This is a genomic window from Rhizobium sp. AQ_MP (genome assembly GCF_014237835.1).
Lineage (GTDB): Bacteria > Pseudomonadota > Alphaproteobacteria > Rhizobiales > Rhizobiaceae > Allorhizobium.
Genome location: NZ_JACJVI010000007.1, coordinates 98,927 through 120,207 on the forward strand (window position 1 = coordinate 98,927; position 21,281 = coordinate 120,207).

General features: G+C 60.5%; 20 protein-coding genes and 3 tRNA genes. 14 read left to right on the forward strand and 9 right to left on the reverse strand.

Translation table 11 applies throughout. The features are described 5' to 3' along the window. Positions 1-399 precede the first annotated feature (399 nt). From H6M51_RS12535 to H6M51_RS12555, 5 genes are all read right to left on the reverse strand, one after another. Positions 400-3,222, reverse strand: a complete 2,823-nt coding sequence (locus H6M51_RS12535) for a DUF5906 domain-containing protein (protein WP_185810183.1) — start codon at positions 3,220-3,222, stop codon at positions 400-402. A gap of 64 nt (positions 3,223-3,286) precedes the next feature. Continuing rightward, positions 3,287-3,556, reverse strand: coding sequence for a hypothetical protein (locus H6M51_RS12540; protein WP_185810184.1), 270 nt, complete (start codon positions 3,554-3,556; stop codon positions 3,287-3,289). Between the two features lie 13 nt (positions 3,557-3,569). Further along, complete coding sequence (locus tag H6M51_RS12545) at positions 3,570-4,196, reverse strand: hypothetical protein (RefSeq protein WP_185810185.1); 627 nt, start codon at positions 4,194-4,196, stop codon at positions 3,570-3,572. Further along, positions 4,193-4,432, reverse strand: a complete 240-nt coding sequence (locus H6M51_RS12550; protein WP_185810186.1) for a helix-turn-helix domain-containing protein — start codon at positions 4,430-4,432, stop codon at positions 4,193-4,195. Before H6M51_RS12550 ends, H6M51_RS12545 begins: the two co-directional genes overlap by 4 nt. A gap of 235 nt (positions 4,433-4,667) precedes the next feature. Then, complete coding sequence (locus H6M51_RS12555) at positions 4,668-4,862, reverse strand: hypothetical protein (protein ID WP_185810187.1); 195 nt, start codon at positions 4,860-4,862, stop codon at positions 4,668-4,670. 113 nt (positions 4,863-4,975) lie between these two features. Here H6M51_RS12555 and H6M51_RS12560 point away from each other — a divergent pair, with 113 nt between their 5' ends. The 3 genes from H6M51_RS12560 (at position 4,976) to H6M51_RS12570 (ending at position 7,727) form a co-directional block, all read left to right on the forward strand. Beyond that, positions 4,976-5,332, forward strand: a complete 357-nt coding sequence (locus H6M51_RS12560; protein WP_185810188.1) for an Arc family DNA-binding protein — start codon at positions 4,976-4,978, stop codon at positions 5,330-5,332. After that, complete coding sequence (locus H6M51_RS12565; protein WP_185810189.1) at positions 5,332-6,576, forward strand: site-specific integrase; 1,245 nt, start codon at positions 5,332-5,334, stop codon at positions 6,574-6,576. Before H6M51_RS12560 ends, H6M51_RS12565 begins: the two co-directional genes overlap by 1 nt. A 176-nt stretch (positions 6,577-6,752) precedes the next feature. Then, a complete protein-coding gene (locus H6M51_RS12570; RefSeq protein ID WP_185810190.1) occupies positions 6,753-7,727 on the forward strand; it encodes an MliC family protein in 975 nt (324 codons plus the stop codon). A 24-nt stretch (positions 7,728-7,751) separates the two neighbouring features. On the opposite strand, the gene H6M51_RS12575 is transcribed toward H6M51_RS12570, so the two are convergent. From H6M51_RS12575 to rlmB, 3 genes are read right to left on the reverse strand one after another with little or no spacing between them, the layout of a single operon-like run. Continuing rightward, positions 7,752-8,966 (reverse strand): glycosyl transferase, encoded by a 1,215-nt coding sequence (locus H6M51_RS12575; RefSeq protein WP_185810191.1) that lies wholly within the window; start codon positions 8,964-8,966, stop codon positions 7,752-7,754. A 37-nt stretch (positions 8,967-9,003) separates the two neighbouring features. Then, on the reverse strand, positions 9,004-9,795 hold the full coding sequence (locus H6M51_RS12580) for a mannosyl-3-phosphoglycerate phosphatase (protein WP_185810192.1): 792 nt from the start codon (positions 9,793-9,795) through the stop codon (positions 9,004-9,006). Next, positions 9,795-10,676 carry a 23S rRNA (guanosine(2251)-2'-O)-methyltransferase RlmB gene (rlmB, locus tag H6M51_RS12585; RefSeq protein WP_185810193.1) on the reverse strand — a complete coding sequence of 294 codons (882 nt, stop codon included), beginning with the start codon at positions 10,674-10,676 and terminating at the stop codon, positions 9,795-9,797. Before rlmB ends, H6M51_RS12580 begins: the two co-directional genes overlap by 1 nt. 206 nt (positions 10,677-10,882) lie before the next feature. Between rlmB and H6M51_RS12590 the strand changes: the two genes are divergently transcribed. The 3 genes from H6M51_RS12590 to tuf all read left to right on the forward strand — a co-directional run bounded on the left by H6M51_RS12590 (position 10,883) and on the right by tuf (position 12,461). Beyond that, positions 10,883-10,967: transfer RNA gene (locus H6M51_RS12590), tRNA-Tyr, on the forward strand. A gap of 21 nt (positions 10,968-10,988) precedes the next feature. Next, a tRNA-Gly gene (locus tag H6M51_RS12595) sits at positions 10,989-11,062 on the forward strand. Positions 11,063-11,285: 223 nt separating this feature from the next. Continuing rightward, entirely contained in the window at positions 11,286-12,461 is a 1,176-nt protein-coding gene (gene tuf / locus H6M51_RS12600) for an elongation factor Tu (protein WP_185810194.1), read from the forward strand. A gap of 135 nt (positions 12,462-12,596) precedes the next feature. Here tuf and H6M51_RS12605 read toward each other — a convergent pair whose 3' ends face one another. Beyond that, on the reverse strand, positions 12,597-12,971 hold the full coding sequence (locus tag H6M51_RS12605) for a pentapeptide repeat-containing protein (RefSeq protein ID WP_185810195.1): 375 nt from the start codon (positions 12,969-12,971) through the stop codon (positions 12,597-12,599). 321 nt (positions 12,972-13,292) lie between these two features. Here H6M51_RS12605 and H6M51_RS12610 point away from each other — a divergent pair. From H6M51_RS12610 to rpoB, 8 genes are all read left to right on the forward strand, one after another. Further along, positions 13,293-13,368 (forward strand) — tRNA-Trp (locus H6M51_RS12610). A gap of 183 nt (positions 13,369-13,551) precedes the next feature. Next, positions 13,552-13,752 (forward strand): preprotein translocase subunit SecE, encoded by a 201-nt coding sequence (gene secE / locus H6M51_RS12615; protein ID WP_006728788.1) that lies wholly within the window; start codon positions 13,552-13,554, stop codon positions 13,750-13,752. 16 nt (positions 13,753-13,768) lie between these two features. Then, on the forward strand, positions 13,769-14,299 hold the full coding sequence (nusG, locus tag H6M51_RS12620) for a transcription termination/antitermination protein NusG (RefSeq protein ID WP_185810196.1): 531 nt from the start codon (positions 13,769-13,771) through the stop codon (positions 14,297-14,299). Positions 14,300-14,447: 148 nt separating this feature from the next. Beyond that, on the forward strand, positions 14,448-14,879 hold the full coding sequence (rplK, locus tag H6M51_RS12625) for a 50S ribosomal protein L11 (RefSeq protein ID WP_006728786.1): 432 nt from the start codon (positions 14,448-14,450) through the stop codon (positions 14,877-14,879). A gap of 2 nt (positions 14,880-14,881) precedes the next feature. Beyond that, positions 14,882-15,577 (forward strand): 50S ribosomal protein L1, encoded by a 696-nt coding sequence (gene rplA, locus H6M51_RS12630; protein WP_185810197.1) that lies wholly within the window; start codon positions 14,882-14,884, stop codon positions 15,575-15,577. A gap of 343 nt (positions 15,578-15,920) precedes the next feature. Continuing rightward, positions 15,921-16,439, forward strand: coding sequence for a 50S ribosomal protein L10 (rplJ, locus tag H6M51_RS12635; RefSeq protein WP_185810198.1), 519 nt, complete (start codon positions 15,921-15,923; stop codon positions 16,437-16,439). A 61-nt stretch (positions 16,440-16,500) separates the two neighbouring features. Next, the gene (gene rplL / locus H6M51_RS12640) at positions 16,501-16,878 is read left to right on the forward strand and encodes a 50S ribosomal protein L7/L12 (RefSeq protein WP_138289762.1); all 378 of its coding nucleotides are present in this window, start codon (positions 16,501-16,503) and stop codon (positions 16,876-16,878) included. A 248-nt stretch (positions 16,879-17,126) separates the two neighbouring features. Further along, the gene (gene rpoB, locus H6M51_RS12645; RefSeq protein ID WP_185810199.1) at positions 17,127-21,260 is read left to right on the forward strand and encodes a DNA-directed RNA polymerase subunit beta; all 4,134 of its coding nucleotides are present in this window, start codon (positions 17,127-17,129) and stop codon (positions 21,258-21,260) included. Positions 21,261-21,281 lie beyond the last annotated feature (21 nt).

A 21,281-nucleotide genomic window follows, 5' to 3' on the forward strand; every position in this document is an offset into this window, starting at 1 on the left:
TTGCTCTTCACAGCGCACCTCCGACAAGGCCTGATGGGGTGTCGCGGCCGGCGGGAGTTGCGAGAGATCGCACGGCCAAAGCGACGGACATTATGTCGGGCCAGGTGGTCCAAGCTGGTCCAAGCAGGATTTTGGCACTTGGACCGCCGTAACCGATTGACTTAATTGCGTAATTTCGCGTGGTCCAAGCGGTCCAAGCAAAATCGACCCAAATCCTTATAGTACGGGCGTATGGGGGAGAGATCAGGTCTCTCGATCGGCATGCTCTGCTCTGCATTTTTGTCTCTGCCTCTATAACTCTTTTTCTACTTGGACCACTTGGACCACCTGGACCGCCCCTGAGAAATAAGGCTTTTTCGGTCCTGAACTGGTCCAAGTGGTCCAAGCTCCACGCCGGTCTCACCCGTCCCAATGGACGTTTTGTCCGATCCAGTTGCTGAAGCTGGCGCGGCAAGCCTCTAGGCTCGGCAACACATAGAAGCGCGAACGCGGGCCTTCGCAGCGCGGTCTGACGATATCGCAAGCGGGAATGATCTCACGCAGGAGCTTCCCGAACTGCTCTTGACCGATCTCGCGGGCGTAACGCTCCCTCGCGACGGCGCTGCGGTAGTGGTCGTAGAGCCGTTTCGTCTCGACGCGCTCAGGCCATTCACCGGACGCATCAAGCGTTCCTTCCGTGAGGCAGGCGTGAAGCCATTTCTGCATTGACGGCAGCGAGTTCAGTTTCTGATCTAGAAGGGCGGCCGTCTCAGGCGCGGCGCGCACATCGATCTTGCTCAGGTCGAAAGCCTGGAGATAGGCCAGCAATGCTCCAGCGCCCCCGTTCGCCCGCTCTGCGGCAATCGCGCCGAAGTATGCGTGATCCTGTTGCCGGGCCGGCCCCACGTCAAAGACCGCCCATCTCCGTTCGTCATTCCCGGCCGGCACTACCAAAGCTTCGTTCGATGTGATGAGCAGGCGAGCGCAGTCGCGGACCTGGAATGCGTCAAAGCCCTTCCGCTCGACCATCCTGATTTCACTCGTGACCAGGTTCTTCAACGGTCCCTCAATCGCAGGGTTGCCCGCGAAAAAGCCTTCCTCGACCTGGATGAGTAGTGCTTGCTCCAGGTGGGCGTTGAAGTTTCCGACCAACTGCTTGGACTGCGCGATCTGCACATAGTTTCGACGGTGCAGCATCGCGCCAATGTACTCGCCGACGATCGTCTTGCCGGTGCCGCGGCCGCCTCGGAGTACGACAGCAACACCCGGCTTCTCGCTCGGCTGCTGAACCATCTGAGCCAGCCAAGCGACGAACCACTTGAACAGCCCTTCTTCGCCTCGGCAGATGTTGTGCCGCAGATGGTCAAGGAACCGTGCGCAGCTTGCATTTGGGTTCGGCTCGACGGCGAAGCCCTGCCAGTAGTTATAGTAGTCGGGGTGCGCGCCCTGCGGTTCGAAGACAACGCCCTTATACTCCCGCCGGTTCGGCGAGTTCAGCCACAGATCGAAGGCCTGAACCATCTTCCCTTCGACCATCACACGTTTTGGCGCGTGCCAGTAGCGACGTTCCTGCACCTGGGCAAACTCTGGTTCGCTGCGGCTGTCACCTTCCGGTGGTTCGACCAGGATACGGGTCCTACCGTTGATGACCACAACGGCTTCACGGGTGTTGAGCTGGTCAATCGCGGCCTCAATGAGATCGGGCTCAGGCAGCAGATATGCCGGGTTCGTAAGATCCTCGATTTCAAGCCAGCCATCTTCCAGCATCTGCCGCACGTAATCCGCCCGGTCGCGCTCGTGGCAGTGCGCGTGCCTGCAATGGATCACAAAGCCCTCGGATTTGCCTTCTCCGGCATTCGTGATGAACGTCGCACCGTCCATGCCCGGAGTGGTGTGTTCGGCCTCGTAAGGGCAAAGAATGTGATGCCGGTTCTCCGAAACCTTGTTCGTGAAGACATCCGGCCGGCGTTTGCGCAAAGCATCGACAATCAGGAACCGCCGGCCAAAACCCTTCAGCCAGGCCGTCAGGTCGAAGACTTCGCCCGTGCTGGCGTCAAGATACTCGACCTTCTTTGCGCGCGGCCGAAGCGCCTTGGCGGCTGGCGGTGCAGTCTCGACGGCAGCGGATGTGCTGATCATAGCGAAGGCGTCGCATGCCTCGCCGTGCAGCACGCGAGAAACCGGCCGCACGTTCGCCGGGTGGCGCGGCAGATAGAAGAGCCGGCTGGTATCGGTGCAAGAAGTATCGAACGGCGCGCCTAGCGAAGTCGCAACAGCCTTATAGGCTTCCGCCCATCCGGCGATGGCCTCTTTCTGCGAGGGATAATCCGAAGCGCGCCAAGGGCGAGCGAGCCGAAGCGCCACGCGGAATTTCGGGCAAGGAGCGTGTCGCAGGAAAACATATTCCTCGCTTTCGCGATCGACCTTCGCGCCTTCATAGATAGCAGCAAGATAATGCTTTTCCTTGGCAAGATAGGCAGCCGCAGCGGCACTCAGGTCTAGTTCCGGGTTCTGCTTGAGGTACTTCTGCCAGACGGTCTTGCGCACTGCCGTTTCGGTGGTCAGGTGGGAGTGAGTGGACGCAATTGCTGCGGTCCATTTCTTCGCCGCTACTGCGCTCACCAGCGTGTCCAGGTCGGCGCCGTGATCGTAGTCCAGCACCAGGGCATGGATTTCGGTGGCTTCGTCGTTCCCCCGCTTGTTTCCCTTGAGAGACGCAGGGACGATGCAACGCCCTTTCTTGGCGCCCACTTCATGCCGCGTCATTACCCGGCACAGCTCGGCCCATGTCATCCGCACTGCCGGTGGAAACTCGGTGTCCGTCTCGCTCGTCCCGTAGGTGAAAGCAATCTCTGCCTCCCCGCCTTCCGGTGGCTCAGGAAGAGTGTCGAAGAACGGCAGTCCAGCGAGGAAGTCAGCCAACTTGCCAGTGGCGGCGGCTTTGCCGGCGAGCACTGCGCTTGCCTCCGAGTGCCCCGCCTCAAGAGCCCATAGGATCTTGGCGTTGGCAGCATCGGCGGTGAGACCGGCCGCGATAAAGGCCTCCTTCTCTCGCTGGATAACTTCCTGCGCGAGCGCTGTTTGCGAAGCGCTCTTCTCGGCTGGCTTTAGCTCGATCACCTTGGCCGACTGACGCGGGCCGGGCGCATTGGTGGCGTCCGCTGCCGCTGCGTTCCTCTTCGCCTTAGCCCATGCGCTATCGTTCGAAGAATTGCCTGCGGCGGCATTTTGGGGTAATGTCATGTCTGTCATCCATCTGCATTGAGGCCCGTTCCAGTTCGCGCTGGACGGGCCTTTTTCGTAGGTTTCAGGGATCGTTGTTGACGGCGAGGTAGATCGTGCTCGTCTTCACGCGGACGGGCGAAGCGGTTGCCTCCACCCCGTCGATGAACTTCACAAGGCTCGCCACAGTGACGACGACGGGGCCGCCGGCCTGGATCTGCCGGCCGACTAGACGGCCTTCGCCGATCCTGTTGCGCACCCAATCGGGGCTTCGCGCCATGATCTGAGCGGTCTCGGCCACACTCACAAAGGCTCTATCGCGCCAGGGCACATAGGTTTGGGCTGTCTTGGTCATCTTCGTGTCTCCTTCATTTGGACTTCGGGAGACTGGCGTTGGGGGTCGCGCCGATAAAGGTCACGTGGCGACCAGACTTCCGGCGCAACGCTTCGGCAGCCCGTTCGGCCTCCAATTCCGCGGCGATCGACTTCAAATCATCCGCGATCGTGAACAGCGAATACGCGAAGGCATCCCGAAGCTTCTGGCAGCCGCCTCGTGCCTTAACGATCTGGGATGTGATGCGCCTCCAGGCGTTGAAATTCTTCTCGCAGCGATCCTTGGTCGCCGGCTCGCCGAGAAACTGAGCGGCCTGCTTTGCTGCTGCCGAGTTCGACACACCGTTGCCCGCGAACATCACGAGCGCCGCCGCATAGATGCTGCGTGTGTTGTAATCGACGGGCGGGCGCCCGCGCTTGCGCTGCGGCTCGCCTTGGAACATCGGCGTCCAGTAGGGCGCGATCTCGTCACAGGCCCGGTCAATCGCGTACTCGACAAGCGACGGGTGGCCGACCAGAACGACGCCATTTTCCTGCATGAGATTGGCCGCAACGGTGCGGAGAACCTTGGCCTCCTCTTCGGCCCAAAAGGCTTCTTCGTCTGGCGTTCGGGTGTTGAGCTTGTCCAAGGCGCGCTTGAATACGGTATCGGCGGGCTTCATGACCGAGCCTCCGGCGTCCGGTCTTCGACACTCCTGATGTATTCAAGCAGGCTTTCGGTGCGGACAACGGTTCGGCTCCCCACGCCAGCAAGGCGAAGGTGGCCGGCCTCTTTCATCCGGTAAATCGAGGTGCGAGACACCCCGAGCAACTGAGCGGCTGTCTTGATGTGAAGGAAGGGGCGATCCTGCCAAGGGATTTCGTAGGCCTTGACGTCATTGGGCGGTTTCGTCTGCATGGTAATGCCTTTCAATCGCAGGCACCACGGCCTGCATTAACGATAGTCCGTTCCCATTCGGTCATTCTCCCGGTGTTGGCTTGGTCGTCGGATACTATGGCGCGGCTTGTGCAGTTACGCAACCGGAATTTACTTCCGAAAAGCCGAGCAAGATGTTGAAATGTAAGACATTTATCCGGTTTTTTGGCTGCAGGTCATTGGCGGCTTTGGCATTCTCGCCATAGCGCCGGATCGATCAGGCTGCGGTTTCCTGCCCGTGGAAAAACTCGATAAGGGCTTTCCGGCTGGCGACATAGCGCTGCCCGACCTGACGCACCGGGGGCAGATGCCCGGCCTGGATCATGTGGTAGGTGGCTTGATAGCTACGCCCGATCTCCTTGCCGATCGCGCCGACACCCCAAATCAGGTCCAGTTCCTTCGCTTCGGTCATGTGATTTCCTTTGCTGACTTCGAATGGTTTACAGTTGCATAAATTACGGTGATTTCATTGCCGGTCAAGATCAAATACATTACGGTGATTTCAATAATGTGGGACAAGTGCAAATGAAGCAGACCAAAAAAGCGGGCCGGGGCTCCGATCAATTCCCGCTGCGACTGCCTGATGGCATGAGAGACGCGATCAAGGCCGCTGCCGACATCAGCGGCAGATCCATGAATGTGGAGATCGTCAGCCGCCTGGAGGCCAGCCTTGCGAACGCTGAACTGGAAGATGCCGAGCGCCGGGACTATGAGCGGCGCATCAGGGTGCTGCTCGACAACGAAGCCCGGATGAAAGACTGCTTCAAAGACGCGCTGAACGCGCTGGCGCGCGGCGATGCCGAGAAGGCGCAACAGATCCTTACGCCGCTGGCGTGGTACGAACGCCCGGCCGCTGAAGACAACGGCAACGGAGGGGGCTGATGTCAGTACGCAAACGAAACTGGACCTCGCCAACGGGCGAGACGAAATCAACGTGGGTCGTCCGCTACACCGATGCGGCCGGAAAGCGGAGACTGAAGAGCTTCAAACTGAAGAAGGACGCGGACGCCTTCGCGGCAACGGCCTCGGTCGAGGTAAAGCAAGGGGTCCATGTTGCCGACCGTGAGACGGTCACAGTCGAAGCGGCGGGCAGACTATGGATCGCCTCGACGCGCGCCGCCGGTCTGGAGCGATCGTCGATCGAAGACTACGAACGGACGTTGCGGCTCCATATCGTCCCGTTCCTTGGCAACCTTCGCCTGAACGCCCTGACGACGGTTCGGCTCCGGGCCTATGAGGACGAACTGAGAGAAGCCGGGCGCTCGGCCTCGATGATCAAGCGCGTGATGACATCGCTCGGCACGATGCTCGCCGATGCGCAGGAGCGGGGGCTTGTCGTCCGCAACGCCGCGCGGGAAATGCAGTCGCGGCGCGGCAGCAAGGCAGATCGCCAGCAGAAGCGCCAGAAGGGCAAGCTGAAAGTCGGGATCGACATTCCCACAAGCGAAGAGGTGAGGGCGCTGATCTCCGCTGCCGAAGGCCGGTGGCGTCCGTTGATCCTCACGGCTGCCTTTGCGGGGCTCCGGGCGAGCGAGCTTCGCGGCCTGCGCTGGCAGGACATCGATTTTGACCGGCGCGAAATCCGGGTGCATCAGCGCGCCGACAGGTTCAACGATATCGGCAATCCGAAATCCATATCAGGCGAACGGACTGTGCCGGTGCCGCCGATCGTGATCAACACCCTCCGAGAATGGAAACTGGCCTGCCCACGGCGCGACAGCGGCAAGCTGGACGCGGACGGAAAGCCGGTGATGGTGCTCGATCTGGTTTTCCCTACGGGGACAGGCAAAGTCGATAACCTGAACAACATGCTGAAGCGCGGCCTGCATCCGCTATGGGTTAAGGCCGGCGTGACGGTCGAGAGCGGAGAGACTGACGAGAAAGGCCGGCCGGTGCTGGTCTCGAAATATTCCGGCCTTCACTGCCTCCGGCATTGGGCCGCTTCCTTCATGATCAACCGGCGCGAAGATGGCGGCTTGGGCCTCCCGCCGAAGATCGTTCAGGAGCGGCTAGGGCATTCTACCATTGCCCTCACCATGGACCTCTATTCGCACTTGTTCCCGAAGGATGACGACGGTTCAGAGCTGGCGAACGCCGCAGATATGGTCTTAGGTCGCGCGACATGATCGCGACAAGAATGCTATAGGCCTTGATTTGCAGGGTGTGATCCATGATTTGTAATCAGGGGGTCGCGGGTTCGAACCCTGCCGGGGGCACCACTTCTCATCACATGATCGTTTTTGCCATTGTCCTCGCGGGTACTTCTTTGGCATGGTCTGCGCCGACAGCCGAGGGAGACCTGATGCGCGAGACGTTTTATGCCGGCCTTGCTGTGGCCGCGACTGCTCTTTTTCTGCTTCCAGCCGAAAGCCGGGCTGCCGACATCAAATATGCCTGCGAGAACGGCACGGCTCTGACAGTCTCGTTCAGTGAGGCCACCGCCGAGATCACCATCCCCGATGGCTCTAAGGTCTCGTTGCCGCAGCAGCAGGCGGCCAGCGGGTTCTGGTACTCCGATGGTCGTTATGAGATTCGCGGCAAGGGCGAGGAGTTGCAGTTTGCGATCGGCCGCATGGCGCCCGTCATCTGCCGCAATGCCGGAGAAGTCACCGGCCAGTTCGACCGCGCCACCCGTGCCGAAGTCCAGCTCGCGGAAAAGGACACGGGCTTCGACATGAAGGGTAAGCTGACCTGCCTGCGCTACCCCAATTTCGCCCTGAAGGAACTCGATCTTGGCGAGAAGGGCGCCGCAGGTCTCTTTATCGCTTCGTCGGCAGGACCCTGTCAGCTCAATTCGACGCTCGACCGCAAGATCAAGGACGATACCGCCGGTTATCTTTGGGGTGCCGTCGGTCCTTATGCTTTTTTCCGCGGCGCCGATGGCTGGAATGGCGGCATGCCATTCGTTGTCTATGACGCCCGAACCGGCACGCGCCTCATGGATGACGTGATCGCCGGGGAGTTTACCGGCCTGTCTCTCGCCGGCGAGGAACTCACCCTGCGTTACCGCCGTACCTTCGCTGCGTCCTGCTCGCTGCTTGCCGCCCCGGACGCCTGTGCGGCAACCATCCGCAAGGAACTTGGCCTCGCCGCCGATCGCCCCCTGCCGGACTGCCGCCCCGCCTATCAGCCGGCCATCGACGCGGATCCGAATGCCGCCAGGGATATCGAGGCATGGCCAAGCGTCATCGACTATCCCGTCGAGCGCAAGCTTTCCGCATCCGGAACCAGCTTCGTGGCTGCCGATGGCGATCTCACCTGCCGCCCGGCGATGTGACCTGGCGGCAGAAACAGGCCGACATCAGTCCTCGGCGTCGAGCCGGACGGCCTCCTGGATGTCGCGCAAGAGGTCGGGCAGGGCGCTTTGCACACGGTTCCAGCTCGGCATGAACGGCGTCGCGTTCGGATTGTCGAGATAGACCTGGCCCGCCTCGATCAGGTTCGCTGCGAACAGCTCCACCGCCTGCTCCTCGCGATGCCGGTCGGTCGTCAGCCCGTTCATCCGTGCGTCGTGATAATAGGTTTCGACCAGATCGAGTGCTGTCCGATAATAGGTGGCCTTCAGCGTCCGGAAGGCATCCTGCCCGAAGACGACACCGTCGGTCGCAAGCTTGCGGTAAAGGGCCTTGGTAATGTCGATCGACATGCGCGACAGGCCCTTGGCAGCGTCTTCCGGCGAGAGCGGCTGATGCTTGTGATCATAGGCGTCGGCGATATCCACCTGGCAGATCGCGTGGTTGGAGTAGTTGCGCCAGAGCTCCGAGAGCACGCCGATTTCCAGGCCCCAGTCGGAGGGGATGCGGATGTCCGAGAGGATCTGCGTCTGCATCGCGAATTCGCCGGCCAGCGGATAGCGGAAGGCCTTGAGATAATCGATATAGGGGTGGTGTCCGATGACCTTTTCGAGGCTGAGCAGCAGCGGCGTCACCAGTAGGCGGGTCACGCGACCGTTGAGGGAGCGGTCGGCGATGCGCGGGTAATAGCCCTTGGAAAAGACGTACGGGAAGCGCGGATTGGCCACAGGATAGACGAGCCGTGCCAGCATGTCGCGCGAATAGGTGGTGATATCGCAGTCGTGCAGGGCAACGACACCGGCCTGGCGTGCGGCAAGGACATAGCCCATGCAGAACCAGACATTGCGACCCTTGCCCGGCTGGTCGGGCGAAAGATCCTCTGCCTTCAGCTTCTCGTCGACCGCCCGCAGACGGGGGCCGTCATGCCAGAGGATCGTATGCTTCTGCGGCAGCCGGGAGAAATACTGCTTTGCATGGCGAAATTGCGCCTCGTCGGCCTGGTCGAGTCCAATGACGATTTCGGCGATATAGGGAGCCTGCGAGAGTTCCGAAACGATATGCTCAAGCGCCGGTGCTTCGAGCTCGGAATAAAGCGATGGCAGGATCAGCGTGATCGGCCGCGAAGCGGAAAAGACCGAGAGCTCCTTCTCCATCCGCTCCAGCGAGCGCTCCCTGAGATTGTGCAGGGTCGCAACCACGCCGTTCTGGTGAAAATCCGCCATGTCTATTCCTTTCGTGATGAAGCCGGTTGCGGCCGGCTCAGAGAAACCCCGTGGCAACGAGTTGTTGGATCATTGTGTTCCAGCCCCAGGGGCCAGCTTGTTCAGAGCGCAGGATCGCACCCTCCTGCTCGCGTTTTGTGACGGGCAGCGGATGATGCGCGGGATTGGCGATGATGATACCGCAGTCGGCCGCTTCCAGCATGGCCAGATCGTTCGGCGCATCACCGAGCGCAACCGTCCGGATCGGTTCTCCCGTCAGGCGCCGGTAATGCGCGACGACCTCGGCCATCCGCTCGGCTTTTGAAGTCTTCGGCATCAGCGTGAAGAAGCGCCCGCCCTGAACGGCGGTGAAACCCTGCGTGTGCAGCAGGCCGAGGAAGGCCGCCTTCTGCGCCTCGGTCCCGGTGAAATGCCCCGGCTCCGAAAACTGCCGCTGACGGGCAAGCTCGGCTGAAGCCAGGGGCAGGCCGGTCTCGCTTGCAACGCGCCTGGCATCCCAGTCGCCAAAGCCTTCGAAACAGGCCCTGAGGTCCTTAGGTATTTCCCTAAGAAAGCTTCGCAAGCGGCTGTAAGGACTCGGCAAATCCCGATCAACAGGGGAACTTTCGGCGTTCAGCCCGACCAAACCGGCACCGTTTTCGACGATCATCGGATGCGATATCCCGATCCCTTCTGCGATCGGTCGCATCTCGGCTTCCGTCTTGCTGCTCGCCAGGATCACGGGAATGCCGCGTGCTGCGAGCAGATCAAGCGCTGGGCGCGCCGCCTCGTAGGAATAGCTGTCGTGATCGAGCAGCGTCCCGTCGAGATCGGTGAAGACGAGCTTCATCAGCCCTGGGCCGCCAGATGCTGCCGCGAGGCGTAAAGGGCAATCGCTGCGGCGTTGGAGACGTTGAGCGACTTGATCGCGCCCGGCATGTCGAGACGGGCGAGCGACGACACGGTCTCGCGCGTCTTCTGCCTGAGCCCCTTGCCCTCGGATCCGAGCACCAGCGCGATGCGGTCGCCGGTGAGCGTCTCTTCCATCGGTGCCGGCCCTTCCGAATCGAGTCCGACAGAGAAGAAGCCGAGCTTGTGCAGCTCGCCCAGCGCATCGGCGAGATTGGTCACTTGGATATAGGGGATGAGTTCGAGCGCGCCGGAGGCGGATTTCGCCAGCACGCCCGATTCCGTCGGGCTGTGCCGCTGCGTCGTGATGACGGCACCGGCATCGAAGGCGACCGCCGAGCGCATGATGGCGCCGACATTATGCGGATCGGTGACTTGGTCGAGCACCAGGATCAGCGGGCTGTCCTTCAGCGCCTCCAGCCGACGAACGGGCAGGGGGCGGGTTTCGAGCATCACGCCCTGGTGGATCGCTTCGGGGCCAAGGATCTTGTCGAGATCCTGAGGGGTGACCGTCTCGAAGGGGATGCCGAGGTTTTCCACAGATCCGATTTCGAGCCTCGCCAGCGCATTCTGCGTCGCCGAAAGCTTGATCAGTTTGCGCTCAGGGTTCTCCAGCGCGGCACGAACGGTGTGCAGCCCGTAGAGCAGGACCTGCTCGGGTGCGAGCTTTGGCGGCGTCCAGTCGGCATTGCTCTTGCGCGGCTTCTGGGGCCCAGGTGTGGGGATTTCGCCGCGTTCCCGCTTGGCGTCCCGCACCTGTCGGCGCAGCGTCGCATAATGGGTGTCGCGGGCGGTTTTGTCGGTTTTCGGATCTTTTGCCATGCGCCCTTATAGCGAGGGGCAGGGGGCGGGCATAGACCCGCCTGCAATTTCGGCTTCGTGTCGACCCCATGAAACTTTTCGGAATTTTTCGTCAAACTTCGTGTTGACAGGAGCCGGTTGGGCCGTCATATACCCGCCGCAGATCAGGGGGCGACGCACTCTGGTCGGGACTACGAAGCTTGGTCGCCAGATCCAGACGAAAGAATGGAGAGATGCCCGAGTGGTTAAAGGGGACGGACTGTAAATCCGTTGGCTCAGCCTACGTTGGTTCAAATCCAACTCTCTCCACCATTCGTCCTCGGATCTGAAAATGCGGGTATAGCTCAATGGTAGAGCAGCAGCCTTCCAAGCTGAATACACGGGTTCGATTCCCGTTACCCGCTCCAGACCAGACAATCACTAAGCCCAAGAATGCGAACGATTTTCCAGCTTCAGCTCGCGTGGCGGCAGGATCTTTCCCCTGCGTGAGGTTTGGGTGCGGTAAATCGTGCTTTTCGGCCGCCGGAAGGCCAATCAATTAAGGCTTGCGCATTGCGCACGAAAGCCTTAAACGGCGGGACCAAACCGGTTCGCCGGGGCAACCCCGTTTCGTTCACAGGAAGCATTCAAATGGCAAAGAGTAAGTTTGAGCGCAACAAGCCGCACGTCAACATCGGCACGATCGGCCACGTCGACCACGGCAAGACGTCTCTGACGGCAGCGATCACCAAGTACTTCGGTGAGTTCAAGGCCTACGACCAGATCGACGCAGCTCCGGAAGAAAAGGCCCGCGGCATCACCATCTCGACGGCACACGTCGAGTACGAGACCGCCAACCGCCACTACGCGCACGTTGACTGCCCCGGCCACGCCGACTACGTCAAGAACATGATCACCGGTGCTGCCCAGATGGACGGCGCGATCCTGGTTTGCTCGGCTGCTGACGGCCCGATGCCGCAGACCCGCGAGCACATCCTGCTCGCCCGTCAGGTTGGCGTTCCCGCGATCGTTGTCTTCCTGAACAAGGTTGACCAGGTTGACGACGCCGAGCTGCTCGAGCTCGTTGAACTCGAAGTTCGCGAACTTCTGTCGTCCTACGACTTCCCGGGCGACGATATCCCGGTCGTCAAGGGCTCGGCTCTGGCCGCTCTGGAAGATTCGAACAAGACGATCGGCGAAGACGCGATCCGCGAGCTGATGGCTCAGGTCGACGCCTACATCCCGACGCCTGAGCGTCCGATCGACCAGCCGTTCCTGATGCCGATCGAAGACGTGTTCTCGATCTCGGGCCGTGGTACGGTTGTGACGGGTCGCGTTGAGCGCGGTATCGTCAAGGTCGGCGAAGAAATCGAAATCGTCGGCATCCGTCCGACGACGAAGACGACCTGCACGGGCGTTGAAATGTTCCGCAAGCTGCTCGACCAGGGCCAGGCCGGCGACAACATCGGTGCGCTGCTGCGCGGTGTGAACCGTGACGGCGTCGAGCGTGGCCAGATCCTGTGCAAGCCGGGTTCGGTCAAGCCGCACAAGAAGTTCATGGCCGAAGCCTACATCCTGACGAAGGAAGAAGGCGGCCGTCATACGCCGTTCTTCACGAACTACCGTCCGCAGTTCTACTTCCGCACCACGGACGTGACCGGCATCGTGTCGCTTCCGGAAGGCACGGAAATGGTTATGCCGGGCGACAACGTCACGGTTGCCGTTGAGCTGATCGTTCCGATCGCGATGGAAGAAAAGCTGCGCTTCGCAATCCGCGAAGGCGGCCGCACCGTCGGCGCCGGCATCGTCGCTTCGATCATCGAGTAATCGTTGATCTGATCGACAGAATCAAAAAGGGCCTCGCTGGAAACAGCGGGGCCTTTTTTCGTTGGCGAGTGGGGTTCCTGAAGGGCATGGCGGTTAGTCGAGCTTGGTGCAAATGCCAGCGCAGGCGGGCACCCTTTACGCCCGCTGCAGAAACTGCTCTTCCGCCAGCCTCAATAGATCGGTGACGAGGTAGCCGTTGATCGTCAGCCCGGTCAGGTCGCATTCGGCAATCGAGGTATCGGCAAGGCTGGCGAAACGAATGGTGCTGCCGTTCAGGTCGACATGGGTCAGGCTGGCGGCATGCAGCACGACATTCTCCATGACAGCCGCATTCATCGCCACGTTGCGGATCACCATCTGCTCGGCATTGGCGTCGGTCATGAGGCTGCGTCCGAGATCCACGTTGCTGAACACCGCCTCCTTCAGGGAGACATCGCTGAAACGGGATTCCGACATGTCGGCGTCATCGAACTCGGAACCGGGCAGGCTGGCATTGCTGATGCGGATCATGGCAATCCTCCGAGAAGAATGCACAGAACTATCGGGCAAAGGGCGGTATCTGGCAAGCGTTGCGTCGCGACTCGCACGTGTGTGTCGACAGTCGATGTCGCCTCACGCTGCGTGGGATGCCACCTTTGTGGTTCAAATGATCGAGAGGTATGTGGGCGAGGGGGCTTGTTGCCGCGTATCCCGGGCGTTTTCGCCTGCTGCTCGGCATGCCATTGACCGCTCTGGTGAAAAGCAGAAAAAAGACACTTGCCATTCCATCGCTCCCGTCTTAAAGGGAGCGCCATGCCTCGGGCGGGAGCGTTCCAGTCGGGGGTAAGGCTTAGGGGTATAGCTCAGTTGGTAGAGCGGCGGTCTCCAAAACCGCAGGTCGGGGGTTCGAGCCCCTCTGCCCCTGCCATGTCCGCCCGGCGCGCTTCTGAAGCTGCGACGAGTAAGAAGATCTGGCAAAGCCGAAAAGTTGCAGAAGAGCTTTTCCCTCTTGTGAAAAGGGGAATCGCTCTTTATGTAGGGTTCAAACAGACACGCGGTGCGTGGGGCTGACCAAGGTCGGCTTTACGCGCCGTAAATGCGTGGGCATTAAATGGCATCCAAGGGTAATCCATTCGCGTTTCTGCAGCAGGTACGCTCCGAGACGTCCAAGGTGACGTGGCCCTCGCGTCGCGAGACCACGATTTCGACGCTCATGGTCCTGGCGATGGTGTTTTTCGCTGCGCTGTTCTTCTTCGGCGCGGACCAGCTGATCAGCTGGTTGCTCAGCCTCGTGCTGAGCGTCGGCAATTAATCGGGCGGAGACGAACATGGCGGCACGTTGGTACATCGTCCACGCGTATTCGAATTTTGAGAAGAAGGTCGCGGAAGACATCGAGAACAAGGCGCGTCAGAAGGGCCTTGAGCATCTCTTTGAAAAGATCCTCGTTCCGACCGAAAAGGTCGTCGAGGTTCGCCGCGGTCGTAAGGTGGACAGCGAACGGAAGTTCTTCCCCGGCTACGTGCTGGTGCGGGCGAACCTGACGGACGAAGCCTACCACCTGATCAAGAATACCCCGAAGGTGACGGGCTTCCTCGGTTCCGACAACAAGCCGGTTCCGATCCCGGACTTCGAAGCCGAGCGCATCCTGGGTCAGGTCCAGGAAGGCGTCGAGCGTCCGAAGTCCTCCGTATCCTTCGAAATCGGCGAACAGGTTCGCGTCTCCGACGGCCCCTTCGCCTCCTTCAACGGCATCGTCCAGGACGTGGACGAAGAGCGTTCGCGCCTCAAGGTCGAGGTTTCGATCTTCGGTCGCGCGACCCCCGTCGAACTCGAATACGGTCAGGTCGAAAAGGTCTGATCGGAGCAGGGGAGGCAACTCCCCGATCCGCGTGGGAGGATGGCGGTCTCTAAGCCGGACCGTCCAGACGCACCACGCAACCGCAGCCGCCAGCGTGACGCTGGCATAATGGACCGGGCAACCGGTCTGAAATGAAAGGCAGAGAGTAATGGCTAAGAAAGTTGCAGGCCAGCTCAAGCTCCAGGTCAAGGCAGGATCGGCCAACCCGTCCCCGCCGATCGGCCCGGCCCTTGGTCAGCGTGGCATTAACATCATGGAATTCTGCAAGGCGTTCAATGCCGCCACGCAGGAAATGGAAAAGGGTATGCCGATCCCGGTCGTCATCACCTATTACCAGGACAAGTCCTTCACCTTCGCAATGAAGCAGCCGCCGGTCACCTACTGGCTGAAGAAGGAAGCAAAGATCACCTCTGGCTCGAAGACTCCGGGCAAGGGTGCGAAGGTCGGTACGATCACCAAGGCGCAGGTCCGCGCAATTGCCGAAGGCAAGATGAAGGATCTGAACGCCGCCGACATCGAAGGCGCAATGCTGATGGTTGAGGGCTCTGCCCGCTCCATGGGCCTGGAAGTGGTAGGTTGATCATGGCCAAGGTAGCAAAGCGTATTCAGAAGATCCGCGAAGGCGTGGACCCGACCAAGCTGGTCGCCCTCACCGACGCCATCTCGATGGTCAAGGAACGTGCCGTCGCCAAGTTCGACGAAACGATCGAAATCGCCATGAACCTCGGCGTCGACCCGCGCCATGCAGACCAGATGGTCCGCGGCGTGGTCAACCTGCCGAACGGTACGGGCCGTGACGTTCGCGTTGCCGTCTTCGCACGTGGCGCCAAGGCTGACGAAGCCAAGGCAGCCGGTGCAGACATCGTCGGCGCCGAAGACCTGCTCGAAATCGTCCAGGGCGGCAAGATCGACTTCGATCGCTGCATCGCGACCCCGGACATGATGCCGCTCGTCGGCCGTCTCGGTAAGGTTCTCGGCCCGCGTGGCATGATGCCGAACCCGAAGGTTGGCACGGTCACCATGGACGTCACGGGCGCCGTCAAGGCTTCCAAGGGCGGTGCCGTCGAGTTCCGCGTCGAGAAGGCTGGTATCGTCCATGCCGGCATCGGCAAGGCTTCCTTCGACGCCAAGGCGCTCGAAGAGAACATTAAGGCCTTCGCTGACGCCGTCATCAAGGCAAAGCCGGCTGGCGCCAAGGGCAACTACGTCAAGCGCGTAGCGATCTCCTCGACCATGGGCCCGGGCGTCAAGATCGACCCGGCCACGGTTACGGCCTGATCATGAATTCGGCCGGAGCCTCACGCTCCGGCCCACCAAGTTTCCGGCCTTTCGGGGCCGGAAATGTCTGGTTCGAAAGACCAGACACTCCTGTCCGAGATTGTGGGTGGCCTTTGGGCCTTAATGATTGCCCTCATGAGACGGGTAAGATCCGTATTTAAACGTCTGATGACGTCTTGAAGTTCGGTTCGAGCCTTATTCGCCTTATGCCTGGAGCGTGCTCCAAGCAGAGGGGACAGGATCCTCAAGCGTCGCTCGGGGTCCGACATGTTTGGATCCCTTGAGGCAAAGGCAAACCCGGTGGGGCCTGCAGGATTGCGGTCCCATCAACTGGAGACAGACAGTGGAAAGAGCGGAAAAGCGCGAATTTGTCACGGAGCTGAACGAAGTCTTTAAGGCTTCCGGTTCGGTTGTCGTGGCCCACTATGCTGGTGTCACAGTTGCGCAGATGAACGACTTCCGTTCGAAGATGCGCGCTGCTGGCGGCACCGTCAAAGTCGCGAAGAACCGTCTGGCCAAGATCGCTCTTCAGGGCACGGAGTCCGAAGGGATGAGCAATCTCTTCAAGGGTCAGACGCTGATCGCATACAGCACCGACCCGATCGTGGCTCCCAAGGTCGTCATGGATTTCGCCAAGACCAACGACAAGATCGTTGTTCTCGGTGGCGCCATGGGTTCGACCACGCTGAACGCTGAAGCAGTCAAGTCGCTTGCGACCCTGCCTTCGCTGGACGAACTGCGCGCAAAGCTGCTGGGTATGATTCAGACCCCGGCAACCCGCATCGCAGGCGTCGTACAGGCCCCGGCTTCGCAGCTGGCGCGCGTTTTTGCGGCCTACGCAAAGAAGGACGAAGCCGCGTAAGGCGGTTTTTCGCTGTTCAATAATCAAACCAGTTCGAACCGAACTCTAAAGGACTAGTAAAATGGCTGATCTCGCTAAGATCGTAGAAGACCTCTCCTCGCTGACCGTTCTGGAAGCTGCTGAGCTTTCCAAGATGCTCGAAGAAAAGTGGGGCGTTTCGGCTGCTGCTCCGGTAGCTGTTGCTGCTGCTGCTGGCGGCGCTGCTCCGGCTGCTGCTGAAGAAGAAAAGACCGAATTCGACGTTATCCTCGTTGACGCTGGCGCTAACAAGATCAACGTCATCAAGGAAGTTCGCGGCATCACCGGCCTCGGCCTCAAGGAAGCCAAGGACCTCGTCGAAGGCGCTCCGAAGCCGGTCAAGGAAGCTGTTTCCAAGGCTGAAGCTGCCGACCTCAAGAAGAAGCTTGAAGAAGCCGGCGCTAAGGTCGACGTCAAGTAATATTGGAATGCGGCGGGAGAAGTTTACCTTTTCCCGCCGACTTCTCCCGAACATATTACCCAGGAACCGTCTGAAAACGGTTCCTGGGTAATGGGTTCTCAAGAGGATGGTCCTGACCCGAACGCCCGGCAAACCGGCCGGCCTTTCGGATTTCGGGACGAGATTGAGTGATCCATTTTTTGACGGAGCCGCCTGGCCAGCGGTCACCGTCTGTTGCAGGCCCGGGTGCAAACTGACAAGGAGCGACGATGGCTCAGACCCTTACCTTTAACGGTCGCAGGCGCGTACGCAAGTTTTTCGGAAAAATTCCAGAAGTCGCAGAAATGCCGAACCTCATCGAGGTTCAGAAGGCATCTTATGACCAGTTCCTCATGGTTGACGAGCCGGTTGGCGGCCGTCCCGACGAGGGGCTCAATGCTGTTTTCAAGTCCGTATTCCCGATCACCGATTTCTCCGGTGCATCGATGCTGGAATTCGTGTCCTACGAATTCGAGCCGCCGAAGTTCGACGTCGACGAATGCCGTCAGCGCGACCTGACCTATGCCGCACCGCTGAAGGTCACGCTGCGTCTGATCGTGTTCGATATTGACGAGGATACAGGCGCCCGCTCGATCAAGGACATCAAGGAACAGTCCGTCTACATGGGCGACATGCCGCTCATGACGAACAACGGTACCTTCATCGTCAACGGTACCGAGCGCGTCATCGTCTCGCAGATGCACCGTTCGCCGGGTGTCTTCTTCGACCACGACAAGGGCAAGTCCCACTCCTCGGGCAAGCTGCTGTTTGCTGCCCGCGTCATCCCCTATCGCGGTTCCTGGCTCGACATCGAGTTCGACGCCAAGGACATCGTGCATGCCCGTATCGACCGTCGCCGCAAGATCCCCGTGACCTCGCTCTTGATGGCGCTTGGCATGGACGGCGAAGAAATCCTGTCGACCTTCTACTCGAAGTCCGTTTATCAGCGTGACGGCAAGGGCTGGCGCTTCCCGTTCAACCCGGAAACCCTCAAGGGTGCCAAGGCCATCTCCGACCTCGTCGACGCCGACAGCGGCGAAGTTGTTGTCGAAGGCGGCAAGAAGCTCACCCCGCGTCTCCTGCGTCAGCTGACCGACAAGGGCGTCAAGTTCCTCAAGGCTTCCGACGAAGATCTCTTCGGCACCTATCTCGCTGAAGACCTGGTCAACATGTCGACCGGTGAAATCTACATGGAAGCCGGCGACGAGATCGACGAAAAGTCGCTCCCGCAGATCCTCGACGCCGGTTTCGACGAAATCCCGGTTCTCGGCATCGACCACATCAATGTTGGCGCCTACATCCGCAACACGCTCTCGGCCGACAAGAACGAGAACCGTCAGGATGCGCTGTTCGACATCTACCGCGTCATGCGTCCGGGTGAACCGCCGACCATGGAATCGGCTGAAGCCATGTTCCAGTCGCTGTTCTTCGACGCCGAGCGTTACGACCTGTCGGCCGTTGGTCGCGTCAAGATGAACATGCGTCTCGACCTCGACTGCCCGGATACCGTCCGCGTTCTGCGCAAGGACGACATCCTGGCCGTGGTCAAGATGCTGGTCGAGCTGCGTGACGGCAAGGGCGAGATCGACGACATCGACAACCTCGGCAACCGTCGCGTTCGCTCCGTCGGCGAACTGATGGAAAACCAGTACCGTCTCGGCCTGCTCCGCATGGAGCGCGCGATCAAGGAACGCATGTCGTCGATCGAAATCGACACCGTCATGCCGCAGGACCTGATCAACGCCAAGCCGGCTGCTGCCGCCGTCCGCGAATTCTTCGGCTCCTCGCAGCTGTCGCAGTTCATGGACCAGGTGAACCCGCTTTCGGAAATCACCCACAAGCGCCGTCTCTCGGCTCTTGGTCCGGGTGGTCTGACCCGTGAGCGCGCAGGCTTCGAAGTCCGCGACGTTCACCCGACCCATTATGGCCGTATCTGCCCGATCGAAACGCCGGAAGGCCCGAACATCGGTCTGATCAACTCGCTCGCAACCTTCGCCCGCGTCAACAAGTACGGCTTCATTGAAAGCCCGTACCGCAAGATCGTCGACGGCAAGGTCACGACCGAAGTGGTCTATCTGTCGGCGATGGAAGAAGCCAAGTACTACGTGGCCCAGGCCAACTCCGAGCTCACGGCCGATGGCCAGTTCGTCGAAGAGTTCGTCGTCTGCCGTCATGCTGGCGAAGTCATGCTGTCCCCGCGCGACACCATCAACCTGATGGACGTCTCGCCGAAGCAGCTGGTATCGGTTGCGGCCGCTCTCATCCCGTTCCTCGAAAACGACGACGCCAACCGCGCTCTCATGGGCTCGAACATGCAGCGTCAGGCCGTGCCGCTTCTGCGTGCCGAAGCCCCGTTCGTTGGAACCGGCATGGAGCCGATCGTTGCGCGTGACTCTGGCGCTGCCATCGGTGCCCGTCGCGGCGGCGTTGTCGACCAGGTCGACGCGACCCGTATCGTTATCCGCGCCACGGAAGATCTCGATCCGTCGAAGTCTGGCGTCGATATCTACCGCCTGCAGAAGTTCCAGCGTTCGAACCAGAACACCTGCGTGAACCAGCGCCCGCTGGTGACGGTTGGCGACATCGTCAACAAGGGTGACATCATCGCGGACGGTCCGTCGACCGACCTCGGCGATCTGGCTCTCGGCCGCAACGCGCTCGTCGCGTTCATGCCCTGGAACGGCTACAACTATGAGGACTCGATCCTCATGTCGGAGCGCATCGTCTCGGAAGACGTCTTCACCTCGATCCACATCGAGGAATTCGAAGTCATGGCCCGCGACACCAAGCTTGGTCCTGAAGAAATCACCCGCGACATTCCGAACGTTTCGGAAGAAGCGCTGAAGAACCTCGACGAAGCCGGTATCGTCTACATCGGTGCAGAAGTTCAGCCGGGCGACATCCTGGTCGGCAAGATCACGCCGAAGGGCGAAAGCCCGATGACGCCGGAAGAAAAGCTTCTGCGTGCCATCTTCGGTGAAAAGGCGTCCGACGTTCGCGATACCTCCATGCGCATGCCGCCGGGCACCTTCGGTACCGTCGTCGAAGTTCGCGTCTTCAATCGCCACGGCGTTGAGAAGGACGAGCGCGCGATGGCCATCGAGCGCGAGGAAATCGAACGCCTCGCCAAGGACCGCGACGACGAACAGGCGATCCTCGACCGTAACGTCTACGGTCGCCTGCTGGACATGCTGCGTGGTCAGATGTCGATCGCCGGCCCGAAGGGCTTCAAGAAGGGCGTCGAACTCACCAACGCCGTCGTCTCCGAATATCCCCGCTCGCAGTGGTGGATGTTTGCCGTCGAAGACGAAAAGGTGCAGGGCGAACTCGAAGCGCTCCGCGGCCAGTACGACGAATCCAAGTCGCGCCTTGAACAGCGCTTCATGGACAAGGTCGAAAAGGTCCAGCGCGGCGATGAAATGCCCCCGGGCGTCATGAAGATGGTCAAGGTCTTCGTCGCTGTGAAGCGCAAGATCCAGCCGGGCGACAAGATGGCCGGCCGTCACGGCAACAAGGGTGTTGTCTCGCGCATCGTACCGGTCGAGGACATGCCTTTCCTCGAAGACGGCACGCATGTCGACATCGTCTTGAACCCGCTCGGCGTTCCCTCGCGCATGAACGTCGGTCAGATTCTCGAAACCCACCTTGCCTGGGCTTGCGCCGGCATGGGCAAGAAGATCGGCCAGATGCTCGAGGACTATCGCAAGCACCTCGACATCACCGATCTTCGCAAGGAACTGACGGAGATCTACGAGTCGGAAGCCCATGACGAAGTGAAGCACTTCGACGATGACGCGCTCGTCAAGCTCGCCGAAGAAGCAAAGCGTGGCGTTTCGATCGCCACCCCGGTCTTCGACGGTGCGCATGAAAGCGACGTCTCGGCGATGCTGAAGCGTGCGGGTCTCAACCCGTCGGGTCAGTCCACCCTGTACGATGGCCGTACCGGCGAAGCCTTCGACCGTCAGGTCACCGTTGGCTACATGTACATGATCAAGCTGAACCACCTGGTCGACGACAAGATCCACGCTCGCTCGATCGGCCCGTACTCGCTCGTCACCCAGCAGCCGCTCGGTGGTAAGGCGCAGTTCGGCGGTCAGCGCTTCGGGGAAATGGAAGTCTGGGCACTCGAGGCCTACGGTGCGGCATACACCCTGCAGGAAATGCTCACCGTCAAGTCGGACGACGTGGCCGGCCGTACCAAGGTCTACGAAGCGATCGTCCGTGGCGACGACACCTTCGAGGCCGGCATTCCGGAAAGCTTCAACGTTCTCGTCAAGGAAATGCGCTCTCTCGGCCTTTCCGTCGAACTCGAGAATTCGAAGATCCTGCCGGAAGAGGGCCAGCTGCCCGACGCAGCCGAGTAAGTTTGACAAGGCGTGCGTGGC

Coding starts and splice junctions, on each gene's coding strand:
- H6M51_RS12555 (WP_185810187.1), bottom strand. CDS start 4,862: ATGACCGAAGCGAAGGAACTGGACCTGATTTGGGGTGTCGGCGCGATC.
- rplL (WP_138289762.1), top strand. CDS start 16,501: ATGGCTGATCTCGCTAAGATCGTAGAAGACCTCTCCTCGCTGACCGTT.
- H6M51_RS12550 (WP_185810186.1), bottom strand. CDS start 4,432: ATGCAGACGAAACCGCCCAATGACGTCAAGGCCTACGAAATCCCTTGG.
- H6M51_RS12570 (WP_185810190.1), top strand. CDS start 6,753: ATGCGCGAGACGTTTTATGCCGGCCTTGCTGTGGCCGCGACTGCTCTT.
- H6M51_RS12565 (WP_185810189.1), top strand. CDS start 5,332: ATGTCAGTACGCAAACGAAACTGGACCTCGCCAACGGGCGAGACGAAA.
- rpoB (WP_185810199.1), top strand. CDS start 17,127: ATGGCTCAGACCCTTACCTTTAACGGTCGCAGGCGCGTACGCAAGTTT.
- H6M51_RS12605 (WP_185810195.1), bottom strand. CDS start 12,971: ATGATCCGCATCAGCAATGCCAGCCTGCCCGGTTCCGAGTTCGATGAC.
- H6M51_RS12560 (WP_185810188.1), top strand. CDS start 4,976: ATGAAGCAGACCAAAAAAGCGGGCCGGGGCTCCGATCAATTCCCGCTG.
- rplA (WP_185810197.1), top strand. CDS start 14,882: ATGGCCAAGGTAGCAAAGCGTATTCAGAAGATCCGCGAAGGCGTGGAC.
- H6M51_RS12580 (WP_185810192.1), bottom strand. CDS start 9,795: ATGAAGCTCGTCTTCACCGATCTCGACGGGACGCTGCTCGATCACGAC.
- tuf (WP_185810194.1), top strand. CDS start 11,286: ATGGCAAAGAGTAAGTTTGAGCGCAACAAGCCGCACGTCAACATCGGC.
- secE (WP_006728788.1), top strand. CDS start 13,552: ATGGCATCCAAGGGTAATCCATTCGCGTTTCTGCAGCAGGTACGCTCC.
- H6M51_RS12545 (WP_185810185.1), bottom strand. CDS start 4,196: ATGAAGCCCGCCGATACCGTATTCAAGCGCGCCTTGGACAAGCTCAAC.
- H6M51_RS12540 (WP_185810184.1), bottom strand. CDS start 3,556: ATGACCAAGACAGCCCAAACCTATGTGCCCTGGCGCGATAGAGCCTTT.
- H6M51_RS12575 (WP_185810191.1), bottom strand. CDS start 8,966: ATGGCGGATTTTCACCAGAACGGCGTGGTTGCGACCCTGCACAATCTC.
- rlmB (WP_185810193.1), bottom strand. CDS start 10,676: ATGGCAAAAGATCCGAAAACCGACAAAACCGCCCGCGACACCCATTAT.
- rplK (WP_006728786.1), top strand. CDS start 14,448: ATGGCTAAGAAAGTTGCAGGCCAGCTCAAGCTCCAGGTCAAGGCAGGA.
- H6M51_RS12535 (WP_185810183.1), bottom strand. CDS start 3,222: ATGACATTACCCCAAAATGCCGCCGCAGGCAATTCTTCGAACGATAGC.
- nusG (WP_185810196.1), top strand. CDS start 13,769: ATGGCGGCACGTTGGTACATCGTCCACGCGTATTCGAATTTTGAGAAG.